At 64.7% G+C, this 15,479-nt stretch carries 16 protein-coding genes; 7 read left to right on the top strand and 9 right to left on the bottom strand.

The features are described 5' to 3' along the window. Positions 1-66 precede the first annotated feature (66 nt). Genes ASD44_RS00485 through ASD44_RS00495 form a run of 3 tightly spaced genes read left to right on the top strand, consistent with a single transcriptional unit; the run spans position 67 to position 3,177 of the window. Positions 67-1,350, top strand: a complete 1,284-nt coding sequence (locus tag ASD44_RS00485) for a Re/Si-specific NAD(P)(+) transhydrogenase subunit alpha (RefSeq protein ID WP_056107288.1) — start codon at positions 67-69, stop codon at positions 1,348-1,350. Further along, positions 1,347-1,766: a proton-translocating transhydrogenase family protein gene (locus tag ASD44_RS00490; RefSeq protein WP_056107291.1), complete on the top strand. Its 420-nt coding sequence runs from the start codon at positions 1,347-1,349 to the stop codon at positions 1,764-1,766. The genes ASD44_RS00485 and ASD44_RS00490 overlap by 4 nt, the downstream gene beginning before the upstream one ends. Before the next feature lie 10 nt (positions 1,767-1,776). Further along, positions 1,777-3,177, top strand: a complete 1,401-nt coding sequence (locus ASD44_RS00495) for an NAD(P)(+) transhydrogenase (Re/Si-specific) subunit beta (protein WP_056107294.1) — start codon at positions 1,777-1,779, stop codon at positions 3,175-3,177. 82 nt (positions 3,178-3,259) lie between these two features. On the opposite strand, the gene ASD44_RS00500 is transcribed toward ASD44_RS00495, so the two are convergent. The 3 genes from ASD44_RS00500 to ASD44_RS00510 form a co-directional block, all read right to left on the bottom strand. After that, positions 3,260-4,183, bottom strand: coding sequence for a hypothetical protein (locus tag ASD44_RS00500; protein WP_056107296.1), 924 nt, complete (start codon positions 4,181-4,183; stop codon positions 3,260-3,262). A 224-nt stretch (positions 4,184-4,407) separates the two neighbouring features. Beyond that, the gene (gene gyrB, locus ASD44_RS00505) at positions 4,408-6,885 is read right to left on the bottom strand and encodes a DNA topoisomerase (ATP-hydrolyzing) subunit B (RefSeq protein WP_056107300.1); all 2,478 of its coding nucleotides are present in this window, start codon (positions 6,883-6,885) and stop codon (positions 4,408-4,410) included. A 210-nt stretch (positions 6,886-7,095) separates the two neighbouring features. Then, positions 7,096-7,665, bottom strand: coding sequence for an NADPH-dependent FMN reductase (locus ASD44_RS00510; RefSeq protein ID WP_056107303.1), 570 nt, complete (start codon positions 7,663-7,665; stop codon positions 7,096-7,098). Positions 7,666-7,861: 196 nt separating this feature from the next. On the opposite strand from ASD44_RS00510, the gene ASD44_RS00515 reads away from it, so the two are divergent. Beyond that, entirely contained in the window at positions 7,862-9,229 is a 1,368-nt protein-coding gene (locus ASD44_RS00515) for a cytochrome P450 (protein ID WP_056107307.1), read from the top strand. Positions 9,230-9,262: 33 nt separating this feature from the next. On the opposite strand, the gene ASD44_RS00520 is transcribed toward ASD44_RS00515, so the two are convergent. Beyond that, on the bottom strand, positions 9,263-9,640 hold the full coding sequence (locus tag ASD44_RS00520) for a YraN family protein (RefSeq protein WP_056107309.1): 378 nt from the start codon (positions 9,638-9,640) through the stop codon (positions 9,263-9,265). Continuing rightward, a complete protein-coding gene (gene rsmI / locus ASD44_RS00525; RefSeq protein ID WP_162246439.1) occupies positions 9,633-10,508 on the bottom strand; it encodes a 16S rRNA (cytidine(1402)-2'-O)-methyltransferase in 876 nt (291 codons plus the stop codon). The genes ASD44_RS00520 and rsmI overlap by 8 nt, the downstream gene beginning before the upstream one ends. Before the next feature lie 342 nt (positions 10,509-10,850). On the opposite strand from rsmI, the gene ASD44_RS00530 reads away from it, so the two are divergent. Then, positions 10,851-11,039: a hypothetical protein gene (locus ASD44_RS00530; protein WP_056107314.1), complete on the top strand. Its 189-nt coding sequence runs from the start codon at positions 10,851-10,853 to the stop codon at positions 11,037-11,039. Positions 11,040-11,069: 30 nt separating this feature from the next. Here the strand turns inward: ASD44_RS00530 and hemW are convergent, their stop codons facing one another. Genes hemW through rph form a run of 4 tightly spaced genes read right to left on the bottom strand, consistent with a single transcriptional unit; the run spans position 11,070 to position 14,028 of the window. Next, entirely contained in the window at positions 11,070-12,227 is a 1,158-nt protein-coding gene (gene hemW / locus ASD44_RS00535; protein ID WP_056107318.1) for a radical SAM family heme chaperone HemW, read from the bottom strand. After that, positions 12,227-12,874: an RdgB/HAM1 family non-canonical purine NTP pyrophosphatase gene (gene rdgB, locus ASD44_RS00540; protein WP_056107321.1), complete on the bottom strand. Its 648-nt coding sequence runs from the start codon at positions 12,872-12,874 to the stop codon at positions 12,227-12,229. The genes hemW and rdgB overlap by 1 nt, the downstream gene beginning before the upstream one ends. Continuing rightward, the gene (locus ASD44_RS00545; protein WP_056107324.1) at positions 12,874-13,302 is read right to left on the bottom strand and encodes a VOC family protein; all 429 of its coding nucleotides are present in this window, start codon (positions 13,300-13,302) and stop codon (positions 12,874-12,876) included. The genes rdgB and ASD44_RS00545 overlap by 1 nt, the downstream gene beginning before the upstream one ends. A gap of 9 nt (positions 13,303-13,311) precedes the next feature. Then, on the bottom strand, positions 13,312-14,028 hold the full coding sequence (rph, locus tag ASD44_RS00550; RefSeq protein WP_056107327.1) for a ribonuclease PH: 717 nt from the start codon (positions 14,026-14,028) through the stop codon (positions 13,312-13,314). 127 nt (positions 14,029-14,155) lie between these two features. On the opposite strand from rph, the gene hrcA reads away from it, so the two are divergent. Together hrcA and ASD44_RS00560 are read left to right on the top strand one after the other, a co-directional pair. Continuing rightward, positions 14,156-15,241, top strand: coding sequence for a heat-inducible transcriptional repressor HrcA (gene hrcA / locus ASD44_RS00555; protein WP_056107330.1), 1,086 nt, complete (start codon positions 14,156-14,158; stop codon positions 15,239-15,241). A gap of 44 nt (positions 15,242-15,285) precedes the next feature. Further along, on the top strand, positions 15,286-15,471 hold the full coding sequence (locus tag ASD44_RS00560) for a hypothetical protein (protein WP_056107332.1): 186 nt from the start codon (positions 15,286-15,288) through the stop codon (positions 15,469-15,471). Positions 15,472-15,479 lie beyond the last annotated feature (8 nt).

The raw sequence follows: 15,479 nt of genomic DNA on the forward strand, positions 1-15,479 counted from the left end.
AACGGGTGACGCCGCACGAGCGGACGGTCGCCTGCGCAAACAGGGCTGAGCCGGAGGAGGTTGGCGGTGGGGCAGACGGTTTTCATCCCGCGTGAGATCGATGCGAACGAGAGTCGCGTCGCGGCCTCGCCCGATACGGTCAAACGTCTGATCGCGCTGGGCTTCGACGTGGTCGTCGAAAGCGGCGCGGGCACGGCTTCGCGCATCGTTGACGACGAGTTCGCCAGGGCCGGCGCCTCCATCGGCAAGGCTTCCGATGCCGCCAGGGCCAATGTGGTCCTGAAAGTCCGCCGTCCGACGGATGCCGAACTCAAAGTTTACAAGCCGGGCACGGCGGTCATCGCCGCCATGGACCCTTATGGCAACGAGGCGGCGGTGGCCGCGATGGCAAAGGCGGGCGTCACCGCGTTCGCCATGGAGTTCATGCCGCGCATCACCCGCGCCCAGGTGATGGACATCCTGTCGTCGCAGGCCAATCTCGCCGGTTATCAGGCCGTCATCGACGGCGCCGCCGAATATGACCGGGCGCTGCCGATGATGATGACTGCTGCCGGCACCGTTCCGGCGGCGAAGATCTTCATCATGGGCGTCGGCGTCGCCGGCCTGCAGGCGATCGCCACGGCGCGCCGCCTTGGCGCTGTCGTCACCGCGACGGACGTTCGTCCGGCGGTGAAGGAGCAGGTGCAGTCGCTCGGCGCGAAATTCCTCGCCGTCGAGGACGAGGAATTCAAGGCGGCCGAGACAGCCGGTGGCTACGCCAAGGAAATGTCGAAGGAATACCAGGCCAAGCAGGCCGCGCTGACGGCCGAGCACATCGCCAAGCAGGACATCGTCGTCACCACGGCGCTGATCCCCGGCCGCCCGGCGCCGAAACTCGTGTCGGCTGCCATGGTTGCCTCGATGAAGCCCGGCTCGGTGATCGTCGATCTGGCCGTCGAGCGCGGCGGCAATGTCGAAGGCGCTCAGGCCGGCAAGGTTGTCACCACCGCCAACGGCGTCAAGATCGTCGGACATTTGAACGTGCCGGGCCGGGTCGCGGCGAGCGCCTCGCTGCTCTACGCCCGGAACCTCTATGCGTTCCTCGAGACGATGTTCGACAAGGACTCCAGGCAGCTCGCCATCAACCGCGACGATGAGCTCGTGAAAGCGACCATGCTGACAGATGGCGGCAAGGTCGTGCATCCGAACTTCGCCAGGGCGAAGGAAGAACCACGCATCGAGCCCGCCGCGATTCCGGCCAGGACGATGGTCGCCGATGCATCGCCGAAAGCGTCCGCGCCGAAGAAAGTCGCCTCGAAAAAACCCGCCGCAGCCAAGCCGAAGAAGCCCGGACCTGAGGGAGTTGCATGATGGAAACGCTGCAGAGAGCTCTCGACCAACTCGACCAGGCGACCGCCGCCGTGCGGCTCGCGGTTCAGGACCTTGCCGCTCCCGGCGCCGATGCCGCGGGCGCCGCCGCGCACGCTCTGTCAGGTGGTGCCATCGACCCCTTCGTCTTCCGCTTCGCCATCTTCGTGCTGTCGATCTTCGTCGGCTACTACGTCGTCTGGTCGGTGACACCGGCGCTGCACACGCCGCTGATGGCCGTCACCAACGCGATCTCCTCTGTCATCGTCGTCGGCGCGCTTCTGGCGGTCGGCGTCTCGGCGGCGGGTGCTGCCACCGGCTTCGGCTTCATCGCCTTGATGCTGGTTTCGGTCAACATCTTCGGCGGATTCCTCGTCACCCAGCGCATGCTGGCCATGTACAAGAAGAAAGAGAAGTGAGCGCAAAGCCATGAATGCCAACTTCGCTTCCTTCCTCTATCTGGTCTCCGGCATCCTGTTCATCCTGGCGCTGCGTGGCCTGTCGCACCCGACCACCAGCCGTCAGGGCAATCTCTACGGCATGATCGGCATGGGCATCGCCATCGCCACGACGCTGGCGCTGGCCTTGCCTTCGCCCGGCGGCTTCGGCCTGATCGTGCTCGGCCTCGCCATAGGCGGCTCGGTCGGCGCCTACACTGCGCGCCGCATCGCCATGACCTCGATGCCGCAGCTCGTGGCCGCCTTCCACTCGCTGGTTGGCCTTGCCGCCGTGATGGTGGCCGCCGCCGCGATGTATGCGCCGGAAAGCTTCGGCATCGGCACCGCCGGCGATATCCACTCGCAGGCGCTGGTGGAAATGAGCCTGGGCGTCGCCATCGGCGCCATCACCTTCACCGGTTCCGTCATCGCCTTCCTGAAGCTGGACGGCCGCATGTCGGGCAAGCCGATCATGATCGGCGGCCGCCATTTCATCAACATCGTGCTCGGCGTCGCGTTGGTGGTGCTCATCGCCATGCTCGTCGCCACCGAAGTGAAGCTGGTCTTCTGGCTGATCGTGCTCGTCTCGCTGGTGCTGGGCATCCTGCTCATCATCCCGATCGGCGGCGCCGACATGCCGGTGGTCGTGTCGATGCTGAACAGCTACTCCGGCTGGGCGGCGGCCGCACTCGGCTTCACGCTCGGCAATCTGGCGCTCATCATCACCGGCGCGCTGGTCGGTTCGTCTGGCGCGATCCTGTCCTACATCATGTGCAAGGGCATGAACCGCTCCTTCATCTCCGTCATTCTCGGCGGCTTCGGCGGCGAGACTGCGGCGGCCGGCGCCGACGACGGCATCGAACGCACCGTCAAGCAGGGCTCGGCCGACGACGCCGCCTATCTGATGATGAACGCGCAAAAGGTCATCATCGTGCCCGGTTACGGCATGGCCGTCGCCCAGGCGCAGCACGCGCTGCGCGAACTGGCCGACAAGCTCAAGGCCAACGGCGTCGAGGTCAAATACGCCATCCACCCGGTGGCCGGCCGCATGCCCGGCCACATGAACGTGCTGCTGGCCGAAGCCAACGTTCCCTATGACGAAGTGTTCGAGCTGGAGGATATCAACTCCGAGTTCGCGCAGGCCGATGTCGCCTATGTCATCGGCGCCAACGACGTCACCAACCCGTCGGCGCGCGACGACAAGTCATCGCCCATCTTCGGCATGCCGATCCTCGACGTCGACAAGGCCCGCACCTGCCTGTTCGTCAAGCGCTCGCTCGGCTCAGGCTACGCCGGCATCGACAACACGCTGTTCTACAAGGACGGCACCATGATGCTGCTCGGCGACGCCAAGAAAATGACCGAGGAAATCGTCAAGGCGATGGATCACTGATCCTTCGGCAATCGGATACGAAAAAAAGCCCGGCGCAGGCCGGGCTTTCTTGTTTGGATCGGACAAACTCTCCGACAGTTGGTCAGCGCACCTGAAGGGCGACAGCGTCATCCTCGCCGCGCTGGCTGCCGGCCAATGCGGCGGCGGCAGCGGCTATGAAAGCGCCGATCAGCAGCGAAAGCGCGCCGAACAGGGCGAAGCTCGCACCGGCCTTGCGGGCGGTTTCGGCAGCCTCGATGGCCTTCGTCTTCGCTTCCTCGGCCCGTGCCAGCATGGCGTCGACGCGGGCCGTTGCGTCGGCTTCGGAGATGCCCGTCCGGGCGGCGACCAACTGCGCAAGATAGGTCTTGTCTTCCGGAGCCATCTCGCCCGCGGCGGCGCTTTCAGCAAGAATGCGCGTCGCCTGGGCAGCCGCCGCGGCATCGCCTTCAGCGCCCGGAGCCGAAAGCCGGGCGGCATCGGCCGGCCGGAACAGCGAATCCACGAAATAGGATGTGGCGCTGCTTACGGTCGGATTGTCAGCCGCCGCCGTTGCGCCGGTCGTCGCCGCGGCCGTTGCGCCGGAGGCTACCGTTGCCGCCGCCTGCACACCGCTGCCGACAATGGAGGACACAGCCGAAGTCAGCAGCCCTGCCACCAGAAGCGTCGCAACTGCCCATGCAAGGAAGCCGTGCGCCGTGTCGCGGAAATACACTTCGTCGGTATGAACGTTGACCCATTTGGTGCGCAGCCGCCCGGCCAGATAGCCGCCGACGCCGGCCGAGAGCCATTGCACGATGATCAGCCAGATCGCCGTCGAAACAGCGAAGGTCGTCAGCCCCGCGCCATCGCCCGACCATGGCGATGCCATGCTGAGGCCCAGACCCGAGCCCAGCAGCATGAGGATGAGCGTCAGCGTCGATGCCGCAAAAGCGCCGGCAAGGACCGCTCCCCAGCTGATGGCGGAATGGGAAGATTCCTGTGGCACCGCGGAAACGGTGCCAACTGATGAAACGGTCGATGTCATGCTGTCCTCCTAACGCCAGAACAGCAGGATCAGAATGATGATCGGAATCGGAATGCCGAGAAACCAGAGTAAAATACCGCGACCCATGAAAACCTCCTCTGGGCAATTGTGAGACAGCGTCACAATGCCTCGCGGAGGTTTCCGTTCCCGGCCTGCTCAACAATTCGTGAGCGAGTGCACGAACGGCAGGCTTCCGAAGCGTCAGCCGTTCGAGGCAACGGTCGTCAGATATCCAGATTAGCTACGGAAAGCGCGTTTTCCTGGATGAATTCGCGGCGCGGCTCAACCTCGTCGCCCATCAGCCGCGAGAACAGCGAGTCGGCGTCGGTGGCGTCGTTGACCTTCACCTGCAGCAATGAGCGCACGTTCGGATCGAGCGTGGTTTCCCACAGCTGCTCGGCGTTCATTTCGCCAAGACCCTTGTAGCGCTGCATGGTCAGGCCCTTGCGGCCGGTCGCGAACACGGCATTAAGCAGCGCCAGCGGCCCCGAGATGGTCTCCGAAATTTCCTTGCGGCGCAACACAGGGGGCGTCCCATAGACTTCCCCCAGCCGCTGCGCATAACGGTCGAGCGCGCGGGCGTCGGCCGAGTTGATCAGCCCCATGTCGAGATGAGCGTATTCCTTGACGCCGCGCACGGTCCGTTCGAATACATAGCCGCCAGGGCCTTCGTTCGAGGTCGAGGTGCGGCCGGTCCAACCACGCTCCGTGTCCTCGGCGATGATATCGAGGCGCTGCGCGATCCTCTCGGCCATCGCGTCGGCGCGGCCGAGATCGTTGAAAATGTCGGGGTTGAGCCCGCCTGCGATCGCCGCCTGCTCGACCACGGTGCGGCTGTAGCGCGTGTGCAGACCGTTGATGAGCTGGCGCGCGGCCAGTGCGTCCTCGACCGCGCCGCGCAAATCGTTGCCCATGCGCACTTCGCCCGAACCCAGCGTCAGCGACGCCTCGTCGAGCCCGGAATCGATCAGATATTCCTCGAAGGCGCCTTCGTCCTTGATGTATTGCGAGCTCTTGCCGCGGCTCACCTTGTAGAGCGGCGGCTGGGCAATATAGAGATGGCCGCGCTCGATCAGCTCCGGCATCTGCCGGAAGAAGAAAGTCAGGAGCAGCGTGCGGATGTGGGCGCCGTCGACGTCGGCGTCGGTCATGATGATGATCTTGTGATAGCGCAGCTTGTCGGCGTTGAACTCGTCCTTGCCGATCGAGGTGCCGAGCGCGGTGATCAGCGTTCCGATCATGTCGGAGCCCAGCATACGGTCGAAACGCGCCCGTTCAACGTTCAGGATCTTGCCGCGCAGCGGCAGGATCGCCTGGTTCTGCCGCGAGCGGCCACCCTTGGCCGAGCCGCCGGCCGAATCGCCCTCGACGATGAAGATTTCGGATTTCGCCGGATCGCGTTCCTGGCAGTCGGCCAGCTTGCCGGGTAGGGAGGTGATGTCGAGAACGCCCTTGCGCCGCGTCAGTTCGCGGGCCTTGCGCGCCGCTTCGCGGGCGGCGGCGGCTTCCACCACCTTGCCAATCAGCGTGCGCGCTTCGGCGGGATGTTCTTCCAGCCATGTGCCGAGCGCCTCGTTGACGAGGCTTTCGACAACCGGCCGCACTTCCGAGGAAACCAGCTTGTCCTTGGTCTGCGAGGAGAATTTGGGGTCTGGAACCTTTACCGACAGCACAGCCGTCAGGCCTTCGCGCGTATCGTCGGCGGCGATGGTCACCTTTTCCTTCTTGGAAATGCCGGAGGCTTCCGCATAGCCCGTCACCTGGCGCGTCAGCGCGCCGCGGAAGCCGGCCAGATGGGTGCCGCCGTCGCGCTGGGGGATGTTGTTGGTGAAGGCCAGCACGTTCTCATGGTAGCTGTCGTTCCACCACATCGAGACTTCGACGGTGATCCCATCGCGCTCGCTGCTGATGGAGATCGGAGCCTCGATCAGCGGCTTCTTGGCGCGGTCGAGATATTTGACGAATTCGTCCAGTCCGCCCTCGTAGTGCAGTTCCTGCGTCTTGATGTCGGCATGGCGCTTGTCGGTCAGCACGATGCGCACCCCGGAGTTCAGGAAGGCCAGTTCGCGCAGCCGGTGCTCAAGCGTGCCGTAGTCGAATTCGGTCACGCCCTTGAAGGTTTCCGAGGAGGGCAGGAAGGTGATTTCCGAGCCGTTGCGTCCCTCGTAAACGCCCGGCTGCAAGTCTGGCGTGTAGGAGCCCGTGACCTTCAGCGGCGCATCCGCATCGCCATTGGTGAAGCTCATCTCGTGGATCTTGCCGTCACGCCGGATTTTGATCTTCAGCCAGACCGACAGCGCATTGACCACAGAAACACCGACCCCGTGCAGGCCGCCCGAGACCTTGTAGGAGTTCTGGTCGAATTTGCCGCCGGCATGGAGCTGCGTCATGATGACTTCGGCGGCCGAAATGCCTTCGCCCGTGTGGATGTCGGTCGGAATTCCCCGGCCATTGTCGATGACCGTGCAGGAACCGTCGGCGTTGAGCGTCACCGTCACCAGATCGGCATGGCCGGCCAACGCCTCGTCGATGGAGTTGTCCACCACCTCATAGACCATGTGGTGCAGGCCGGAGCCGTCGTCGGTGTCGCCAATATACATGCCCGGACGCTTGCGGACGGCATCCAACCCCTTCAAAACCTTGATGGAATCAGCGCCGTACTCGGCGCCGTTGCCGTTGCCGTTTTCGGTCTCGTCGCTCATGCAATGCTTTCATTAATGTGACGAAAAGAGGCGTTCGGAATGCACAGCGAATCGAACGCCTGAGAGTCCTCGGAATATAGGCTCTCCACGGCGGTTTTTAAAGGTTTCAGGCAGATTTAGCGGCGTTGTCCCGGCACGTCGAAACCGCGCGGCGCTGCTGCTGGCGCCTCGCGGCATCCATCTGGGTGCCGGGATCGGGAAAGAGGTGGATCAGCCGGCCCGCATCGGCTTCAGCGCCTCGCTCCAGCGATGAAGCTCGTCGAGCATGGCGGCAGCGCTCGATGTGACCAGTTCGTTGGGCCTGAACTCGCCGTTCTCGTCGATGTGGGAGCTAAACATCGGCAGCGCCACACCTTCGGGAATCGGCATGATCTTGACCGTGGTCAGCAACGGCTTCAGCGACTGCGCGGCGCGCAGGCCGCCGGACAGCCCGCCATAGCTGAAGAGGCCGGCGGGTTTGTAGTTCCACTCTTTCGCCAGGTAGTCGACCGCGTTCACGATCGCCGGCGGCGCGAAGTAGTTGTATTCCGGCGTCACGAAGACGAAGGCATCCGCCTCGTTGATGGTCTTTGCCCAGGCCCGGGTATGATCCTTCTCGTATTTCTGCAGGCGAGGATGGTGCGGTTCGTCCAGGACCGGCAGGTCGAAGGTGGCGATGTCGGTCACCACCGGCTCGAATTTGCCGTGCTCGCGCGCGTAGACATCCAGCCATTCGGCAAAAACCGGGCCGACCCGGCCGGGGCGCGTGCTGCCGACAATGATGTTGAGACGATGCTTCAAGAAAGGCTCCTGTGGTATCTAAGTATCCAATAGGAACCGAGTTAGGTTATGGGTCTGGCTGCGGCAAGAAGGCACGTCGAGGAAACCGGAACTTCCGGAGAACGTATTGGTCTCCGTGCACGGTCACTCAATCCGTGCCCATATATTATGGACGGCTAAATAAGCCACCTATAAGCTGCGCCGCTGGGAGGAAAGTATGGACACACTGGTACGACCGTTTGTGCCGCCGGCGCCGAAGCCGCGCACGAAGCCGCCGACGACGCTGGAGATGTTTCGCATCGTCAAGCGCAATCCGCTCGAACTGTGGGCAGAACCCTCCTATAACGAGCCGTGGATTTCCGGAAAGGGCATCCGCGGCCCCATCGTCATCGTCAACGATCCCGGCCTGATCCGCCATGTGCTGCTGGACAACGTCAAGAACTACAGGATGCAGGACATCCGCCAGCGCACCTTGCGCCCGATCCTGCGCGATGGGCTGCTGACGGCCGAGGGCGATGTGTGGAAGCGCTCGCGCAAGGTCATGGCGCCGGTGTTCACGCCACGCAATATTTTCGGCTTCGCCGAGCCGATGCTGAGGCGCACGCGCGCCTTCGTCGATCGCTACGAAACGGTCGGTCACACCGATCTCGCTCACGATATGACGTTGCTGACCTACGACATCCTGGCGGAAACGCTTTTTTCCGGCGAGATCGCGGGCGATCCGGGCGATTTCGCCAGGGAGCTCGACCGCCTGTTCGCCACCATGGGCCGCGCCGATCCACTGGACCTGATGCGCGCGCCGGACTGGCTGCCGCGCCTGACGCATATTCGCGGGCGCAAGACGATGGCGTATTTCCGCAAGATCGTCACCGACACGGTGACGATGCGCGAGGAAAAGATCAGGCGCGATCCCGACAGCGCGCCGCAGGATTTCCTCACTCTTCTGCTGAAGGCCGAAGGCCCCGAGGGCCTGAGCCGCGCCGAGGTCGAGGACAACATCATCACCTTCATCGGCGCGGGCCACGAAACCACAGCCCGAGCCCTCGGCTGGACCCTCTATTGCCTTGCCGAAGCGCCGTGGGAGCGCGAGCGGATCGAACAGGAGATCGATGCGGTGCTGGCGCGCGAGCCGGATTCGACCAAATGGCTGGACGCCATGCCGTTCACGCGCGCGGCCTTCGAGGAGGCGATGCGGCTCTATCCGCCGGCGCCGTCGATCAATCGCGAGCCGATCGAGCCGGAAACCTACAAGGACCTTTACATCGCCCGGGGCGCGGCCGTCCTCATCATGCCGTGGACGGTCCACCGCCATCGCAAACTCTGGGACCAGCCCGATGCGTTCATGCCGGAGCGCTTCCACCCCGGCAACCGCGACAAGATTGACCGCTACCAGTACCTGCCCTTCGGCGCCGGGCCGCGTGTCTGCATCGGCGCGTCCTTCGCCATGCAGGAAGCGGTCATCGCGTTGGCGACCATGCTGTCGCGCTTCCGCTTCGATACGACCGCCGAAACAAAACCCTGGCCGGTGCAGAAGCTGACAACGCAGCCCCAGGGCGGAATACCGATGCAGGTGACGAAGAGATAATCCGCTACAGATGAGACCGGGCGAGAGGCGGCTTCAGGTCCTGCCCTGAAAGACGTTTTCTACATGCACCGGCCAGCGCCACGGCAGCACCGCCACCATGTCGAAGCGCACCGAAAGCCGTCCATAGTCCGGCTGGCGCGCCAGCCACAGATCGGCCGCGCCTTCGATCCGCTTTTCGGACGAGCGCGCCAGTGCTTCCATCGCTTCAAGCAATGTGCGTCGCGCCTTGACCTCGACGATCAGCACGAGGTCGCCGCGCCGGGCGATGAGGTCGATTTCGCCAAGTTTCGTCCGATGGCGCCGCGCGAGGATGCGATAGCCCTTCAGCATCAACGCCGCCGCCGCCAGCCATTCGCTGCGATGCCCGCGCCGGTAGGATTTTCGCCGCTGGCGGGTAAAGGCATCAGCCATCGCCGGCCGCGTCCCGCAATTCCAGCAGTCGCCTGTAAAGAGCCTGCTTTTGCCCGCCGGTCATTTTCGCCGCCTCCGCCGCGGCCTTGGACGCAGGCATCTCGGCCGCCAGCGAAAGCAGCAGACGGTCGATGTCGGCCGGTTCGTCGGCCTTTGCGGCAGCGGGCCCGACACAGATGACGATCTCGCCCTTCGGCGTCTCCGCGTCCGCGTAGTGCGCGGCAAGTCCTGCCAGCGTGCCGCGGCGCACCTCCTCGAAAGCCTTGGTCAGTTCGCGGCCGACAGCGGCGTCGCGGTCGCCGCCCAGCGTTTCGGCCATGGCGTCCAGCGTCTCGGCCAGCCGGCGCGGCGATTCGAAGAAGATCAGCGTCGCCGGCACCGCCTTGAGCGCCTGGAGCCGGGTTTCCCGCTGTCCGGTTCTGGTCGGCAGGAAGCCGGCGAACAGGAACGTATCGGAAGGCAGGCCGGAAGCGGTCAGCGCCGCCAGCACCGCCGACGCACCGGGTATCGGCACCACCTTGATGCCGCGCTCCGCCGCTTCGCCGACGAGTCGGTAGCCCGGGTCGGAGACCAGCGGCGTGCCGGCGTCCGAGATGAGCGCCACGCTCTGCCCGCTTTCCAGCGCGGCGATCAGCTTGGGTCCAGCCTCCGCCGCATTGTGCTCATGATAGGCCAAGGTGCGACGGCGAACGCCGTAGCGCTCCAGCAGCACGCGCGAGACCCGCGTGTCCTCGCACGCCAATATGTCGGCGGCGGCCAGCGTTTCCAGCGCCCGCAGGGTGATGTCGCCCAGATTGCCGATCGGGGTTGCGACGAGGTACAGCGCGGCTTCCAGCGGCCGCGCCGTCATCTCGTTCTGGCCGATCATATAGCTTCGCCTGTCGCTGCCCACCCGCGCCTCCATGACGGTTCTGTCGCATGGAATGCCCCGCGTTGCAAAACCGCCAAGATGTGATCGCAACCTCAGGAACAAAAGCACCGGTCGCCGGTTTAGCTCGGCCATCCGGGAGGAAGACCATGGGCAGCCTTGTCATACAGGACGTTTTCGAACCGTATTATGCCGGCTGCCGTTCCGCCGGGCCAGAGAAGTCGCAAGCAGAGGCAAAGCCTCTCCCGGCAATGCGCATACAGAAATCCGCGCTTGACCGGATGTGGGCCAGGAAGCGGCATCGCACCGACGCAGAGGCCCATCGGAAGGGCTGAGCAGCGGATGCCCAACCGTTTCGACGTCTGTATATCCCGTCTGGCGGTGCCCGCGGCGAAACGCCCGCCGGGCGGACGAGATGACGAAAGCGGCTCCGGCGGCCGCAAGGTCGGCAGGCAGCCGGTGCAGCCGGGAAAGAAGGACGCCGCGACGGACAGCGCCATTCACGGCGGCGCGCAGCAAACGCGGTCCTAAACATCAAAGCCGAAACCGACGCCAGTTTTTCTATCGCGCCAGATCGGCCACCACCGCATCCAGCACGATCATGCCGGCCGGTGTCGCCCGCAGGCGCGAATTGCCGATTGGCGCGACCAGCCCTTCTTCCTGCAGGATCGACATGTGCCGGGAGGAAAGCCCGCGCCCGGCATAGTGCTCGTATCGTGTCAGGTCTATGCCCTCGGCCAGCCGAAGCCCCATCAGCAGGAACTCGTCCGCCTCGTCGGCGCGCGTCAGCACCTCGCCGTCCGTTACGCCATGCCCGCGCGTCTCGACCAGGGTCAGCCAGCTCTCCGGCACTTTCTCGGCGATTGTCACGATGCGCCGGCCGTTCTCGACGAAGCGGCCATGCGCTCCGGGACCGACGCCGACATATTCGCCGTAGCGCCAGTACGTCAGGTTGTGGCGGCTCTCGGCGCCGGGCCGGGCATGGTTCGATATCTCGTAGGCGGGCAGACCGCGCGCGGCGGTGACCTCCTGCGTCAGCGCATAGAGATCGGCGGCGTGGTCATTGTCCGGTATCTGGAATTTCTTCGCCGCGTGCAGCGCATGGAAGGGCGTGCCTTCCTCGATGGTCAGCTGATAGAGCGACAGATGGTCGGCGGCGTGGCCGATGGCCTCTTCCAGTTCGGCCTCCCACGCCTCCGGCGTCTGGCCGGGGCGCGCGTAGATCAGGTCGAAGGACAGGCGCGGGAAGATTTCGCGGGCGAGTCCGATGGCATGCATCGCCTCGGAAACATTGTGCAGCCGGCCAAGGAATTTCAGGTCGCGGTCGTTGAGCGCCTGCACGCCGAGCGAGACGCGGTTGACGCCCGCGGCGCGGTAGCCGCGAAAGCGCTCCGCTTCAACCGAGGAAGGATTGGCTTCAAGCGTCACCTCGATGCCGTCCGGCACCGTCCAGTTCGCCGCAATCGCATCGAGCACCGCGCCCACCGTTTCCGGCTTCATCAGCGAGGGCGTGCCGCCGCCGAGGAAGATCGATGTCACGTCGCGCGGGCCGGTGCGCTGGCGCATCGTCGCCAGTTCGGCGGCGAAGGCATGGGCGAAGCGCTCCTGGTCCACCGGCTGGTGCCGCACATGGCTGTTGAAGTCGCAATACGGGCATTTTGCCGCGCAGAACGGCCAGTGAACATAGATGCCGAAGCCGGGGGTCCGGTCGAGAAGCATTATTTCGAACCCAGCCGCGCCTCGGCGAATTTCTGGAACGCACGCGCCCGGTGCGACAGCGCCGTCGCCTGGCCCGGCTTCCAGCCGTGCTTTTCCTCGGCGCTCATCTCGCCGAAGGTCTTGTCATGGCCGGTCGGCAGGAACACCGGGTCGTAGCCGAAGCCGAGATCGCCACGCGGCGGCCACACCAGCGTGCCTTCGGCCTCGCCGCGATAATATTCCGCCTGGCCGTCCGGGAAGGCGAGGCAGATGACGGCGACGAAGCGCCCGGTACGCTGCGCCGGTTCCATGGCGCCGACCTCCTGCAAGGCCACTTCCGTGCGTTGCATGGCCATGCCGAAATCGCGGCCGCCCTCCGGTTTCTCGGCCCAGTTGGCGGTGTAGACGCCCGGCGCGCCGTGCAGCGCGTCGACGCAGAGGCCGGAATCGTCCGACATTGCCGGTAGGCCGGTCGCCTGTGCCGCCGCGAAAGCCTTGATGTAGGCGTTCTCCTCGAAGGTCGTGCCGGTCTCGTCAGGCTCCGGCAGGCCGTATTCCTTGGCCGATTTGGCTTCGAAGCCGAAAGGACCCATGAGATCGGCAAACTCACGCAGCTTGCCTGCATTGTGGCTGGCGACGACGATCTTCTTGTCAGCGAGCAAATCCATCACAGGCCCCAGATTTTCGGTTCGGCGAATTCCAGCGAGTTGCCGGACGGGTCGCGGAAATAGATCGAGCGTCCACCCTTTGCCTGACCCGGCTTGGCCGGCCAATGGAAGTCAGCTTCGACGGCCACGCCCCCCTCCGTCAGATGCGCCTTCCAGCGCTCGATTTCATCCGCCGTCGCCGAAAAGCACAGATGGCCTTGTCCAGCCGTCCCGTGCGGCGGCACCGGAAGCTTGGCGCCGGGCTCGGGCTGCTGGCGCGTCGCCTCGGCGTTGAACAGCAGAAGCACGCCCCGTCCGCACTGGAAGAAGACATGCCGGTCTTCCGCCCTGGCGATCTGCTCCAGTCCCAGAACCTCGCCGTAAAACCTTTCGGCCGCCGCCAGATCGGTAACGTAGAGGGCGGATTCGAGAATCGCGGAGGGCCGCATCGCTTCCCGCTACCCCACCGCGACCTGCTGCAGGCTGACCAGCCGCGCGATGCCCTTCTTGGCCAACCCCATCAGCGCCGCGAACTGCTCTTCCGAGAAAGGCTCGCCCTCCGCCGTACCCTGGATTTCGACGATGCCGCCCTTGCCGGTCATGACGAAATTGGCGTCGGTGCCGGCGGACGAATCCTCCAGATAGTCGAGGTCGATGACCGGTTCGCCATTGTGGATGCCGCAGGAGATTGCCGCCACATGGTCCTTCAGCACCTTGGATACGCTGGCCATCTGCCGCGCCTCCATCCAGCGCAGGCAGTCGTAGAGCGCTACCCAGCCGCCGGTGATGGATGCGGTGCGGGTGCCGCCATCGGCCTGGATGACATCGCAGTCGACGGTGATCTGCTGTTCGCCGAGCGCCTGAAGATCGACCACGGCGCGCAGCGAGCGGCCGATCAGCCGCTGGATTTCCAGCGTGCGCCCGCCCTGCTTGCCGGCGGAAGCCTCGCGGCGCATGCGGTCGCCGGTCGAGCGCGGCAGCATGCCGTATTCGGCCGTCACCCAGCCCTTGCCGGAATTGCGCATCCAGCCCGGTACCTTTTCCTCGAGGCTCGCAGTGCACAGCACATGCGTATCGCCGAACTTGACAAGGCAGGAGCCCTCCGCGTGCTTGGAAACGCCGCGCTCGAAGGAGATGGCGCGCATTTCGTCGTTCTGGCGTTTGGAGGGGCGCATGAGCTTCTTTCTTTTTCGGATTCGTCGCGGGGTTTTAGACGCATGGCAGGCCCGGCGCAAAGGAAAACGCCCGGCTTGCGCAGGCTGCTCCCAAGTCTATATCCTTTAGCCCGGAGTTCCGAGACCGATGACGAAACCGATCGCCGATCCAACCCTGCAGTCGCCCGCACTTCATTCGCTCGACATGCGCTCGCGCGATATTTTCCGGCGCATCGTCGATTCCTATCTGCGCGACGGCGAGCCGGTCGGCTCGCGCTCGCTGTCGCGCATCCTGCCGTCGTCGCTGTCGCCGGCCACCATCCGCAATGTGATGAGCGACCTCGAGCATCTTGGTCTGGTCTATGCTCCGCATGTCTCCGCCGGTCGCCTGCCAACCCAGGCCGGACTGCGCTTCTTCGTCGATGCCTTCATGGAACTCGGCGACCTGACCGACAGCGAACGCCGTTCCATCGAGGCGCAGATGAAGGCGTCGGGCGAGGGCGCCACCCTGGAGCATATGCTGACCGAGGCGAGCCAGATGCTGTCGGGCATGTCGCGCGGCGCCGGTCTGGTGCTGACGACGAAGAACGAAGTGTCGCTCAAGCACATCGAATTCATCCAGCTCGAGCCGCACAAGGCGCTGGCCGTGCTGGTTTCGCAGGCGGGCGATGTCGAAAACCGGGTTGTCGATCTTCCGGCCGGGACCACCGTCTCCCAGCTTCACGAGGCGTCGAATTTCCTCAACGCCCATATACGCGGCCGCACGCTGTCCGAGGCGCGGGCCGAGATCGCCCGCCTCAACGACGAGACCCGCGCCGCGCTCGACACGCTGTCGCAGGAACTGGTCGAAAAGGGTCTCGCTGTCTGGGCCGGCGCCGACAGCGGTCTGCCGGCGCGCCTCATCGTGCGCGGCCGCGCCAATCTGCTTGAAAACGTCACCGCCCAGGCTGACATCGAACTGCTGCGGCACCTGTTCGAGGACATGGAGACGCAGGACGGCCTGATCCAGTTGCTCGACCTTGCCGAGCAGGGTTCCGGCGTGCGCATCTTCATCGGTTCGGAAAACAAGCTGTTTTCGCTTTCGGGGTCTTCGCTTGTCGTCGCGCCTTATCGCGACAAGGATGCCCGTGTCATCGGCGCGCTCGGCGTCATCGGTCCGACGCGGCTGAATTATGCCCGCATCGTGCCGATGGTGGACTACACCGCGCAACTGATCTCGCGCATGCTGCGTTGACCATGCGCGCCGTGGCGCTTCGACACGGCAGATCGGAGAAACCCATGGCGTTCGAATCCCTCAAGGCAGAAATCGACATCTTGCTTGCGGAGATGGTGAACCAGCCGCAGGACGCGCAGGAAATCCGCGAGCAGGTGCGCGAGAAGCTCAATGAACTGCGCGCCATGGGCATGCCGCTGCCGGCCGATCTGGTCGAGCTGGAACAACGCCTCGACGCCGAACTGGGCTGATTTCACCA

The sequence above is a fragment of the Mesorhizobium sp. Root554 genome (assembly GCF_001427025.1).
Classification (GTDB): Bacteria; Pseudomonadota; Alphaproteobacteria; order Rhizobiales; family Rhizobiaceae; genus Mesorhizobium.

Coding starts and splice junctions, on each gene's coding strand:
- ASD44_RS00490 (WP_056107291.1), top strand. CDS start 1,347: ATGATGGAAACGCTGCAGAGAGCTCTCGACCAACTCGACCAGGCGACC.
- ASD44_RS00495 (WP_056107294.1), top strand. CDS start 1,777: ATGAATGCCAACTTCGCTTCCTTCCTCTATCTGGTCTCCGGCATCCTG.
- ASD44_RS00500 (WP_056107296.1), bottom strand. CDS start 4,183: ATGACATCGACCGTTTCATCAGTTGGCACCGTTTCCGCGGTGCCACAG.
- gyrB (WP_056107300.1), bottom strand. CDS start 6,885: ATGAGCGACGAGACCGAAAACGGCAACGGCAACGGCGCCGAGTACGGC.
- ASD44_RS00515 (WP_056107307.1), top strand. CDS start 7,862: ATGGACACACTGGTACGACCGTTTGTGCCGCCGGCGCCGAAGCCGCGC.
- ASD44_RS00520 (WP_056107309.1), bottom strand. CDS start 9,640: ATGGCTGATGCCTTTACCCGCCAGCGGCGAAAATCCTACCGGCGCGGG.
- rsmI (WP_162246439.1), bottom strand. CDS start 10,508: ATGATCGGCCAGAACGAGATGACGGCGCGGCCGCTGGAAGCCGCGCTG.
- ASD44_RS00530 (WP_056107314.1), top strand. CDS start 10,851: ATGCCCAACCGTTTCGACGTCTGTATATCCCGTCTGGCGGTGCCCGCG.
- hemW (WP_056107318.1), bottom strand. CDS start 12,227: ATGCTTCTCGACCGGACCCCCGGCTTCGGCATCTATGTTCACTGGCCG.
- rdgB (WP_056107321.1), bottom strand. CDS start 12,874: ATGGATTTGCTCGCTGACAAGAAGATCGTCGTCGCCAGCCACAATGCA.
- ASD44_RS00545 (WP_056107324.1), bottom strand. CDS start 13,302: ATGCGGCCCTCCGCGATTCTCGAATCCGCCCTCTACGTTACCGATCTG.
- rph (WP_056107327.1), bottom strand. CDS start 14,028: ATGCGCCCCTCCAAACGCCAGAACGACGAAATGCGCGCCATCTCCTTC.
- hrcA (WP_056107330.1), top strand. CDS start 14,156: ATGACGAAACCGATCGCCGATCCAACCCTGCAGTCGCCCGCACTTCAT.
- ASD44_RS00560 (WP_056107332.1), top strand. CDS start 15,286: ATGGCGTTCGAATCCCTCAAGGCAGAAATCGACATCTTGCTTGCGGAG.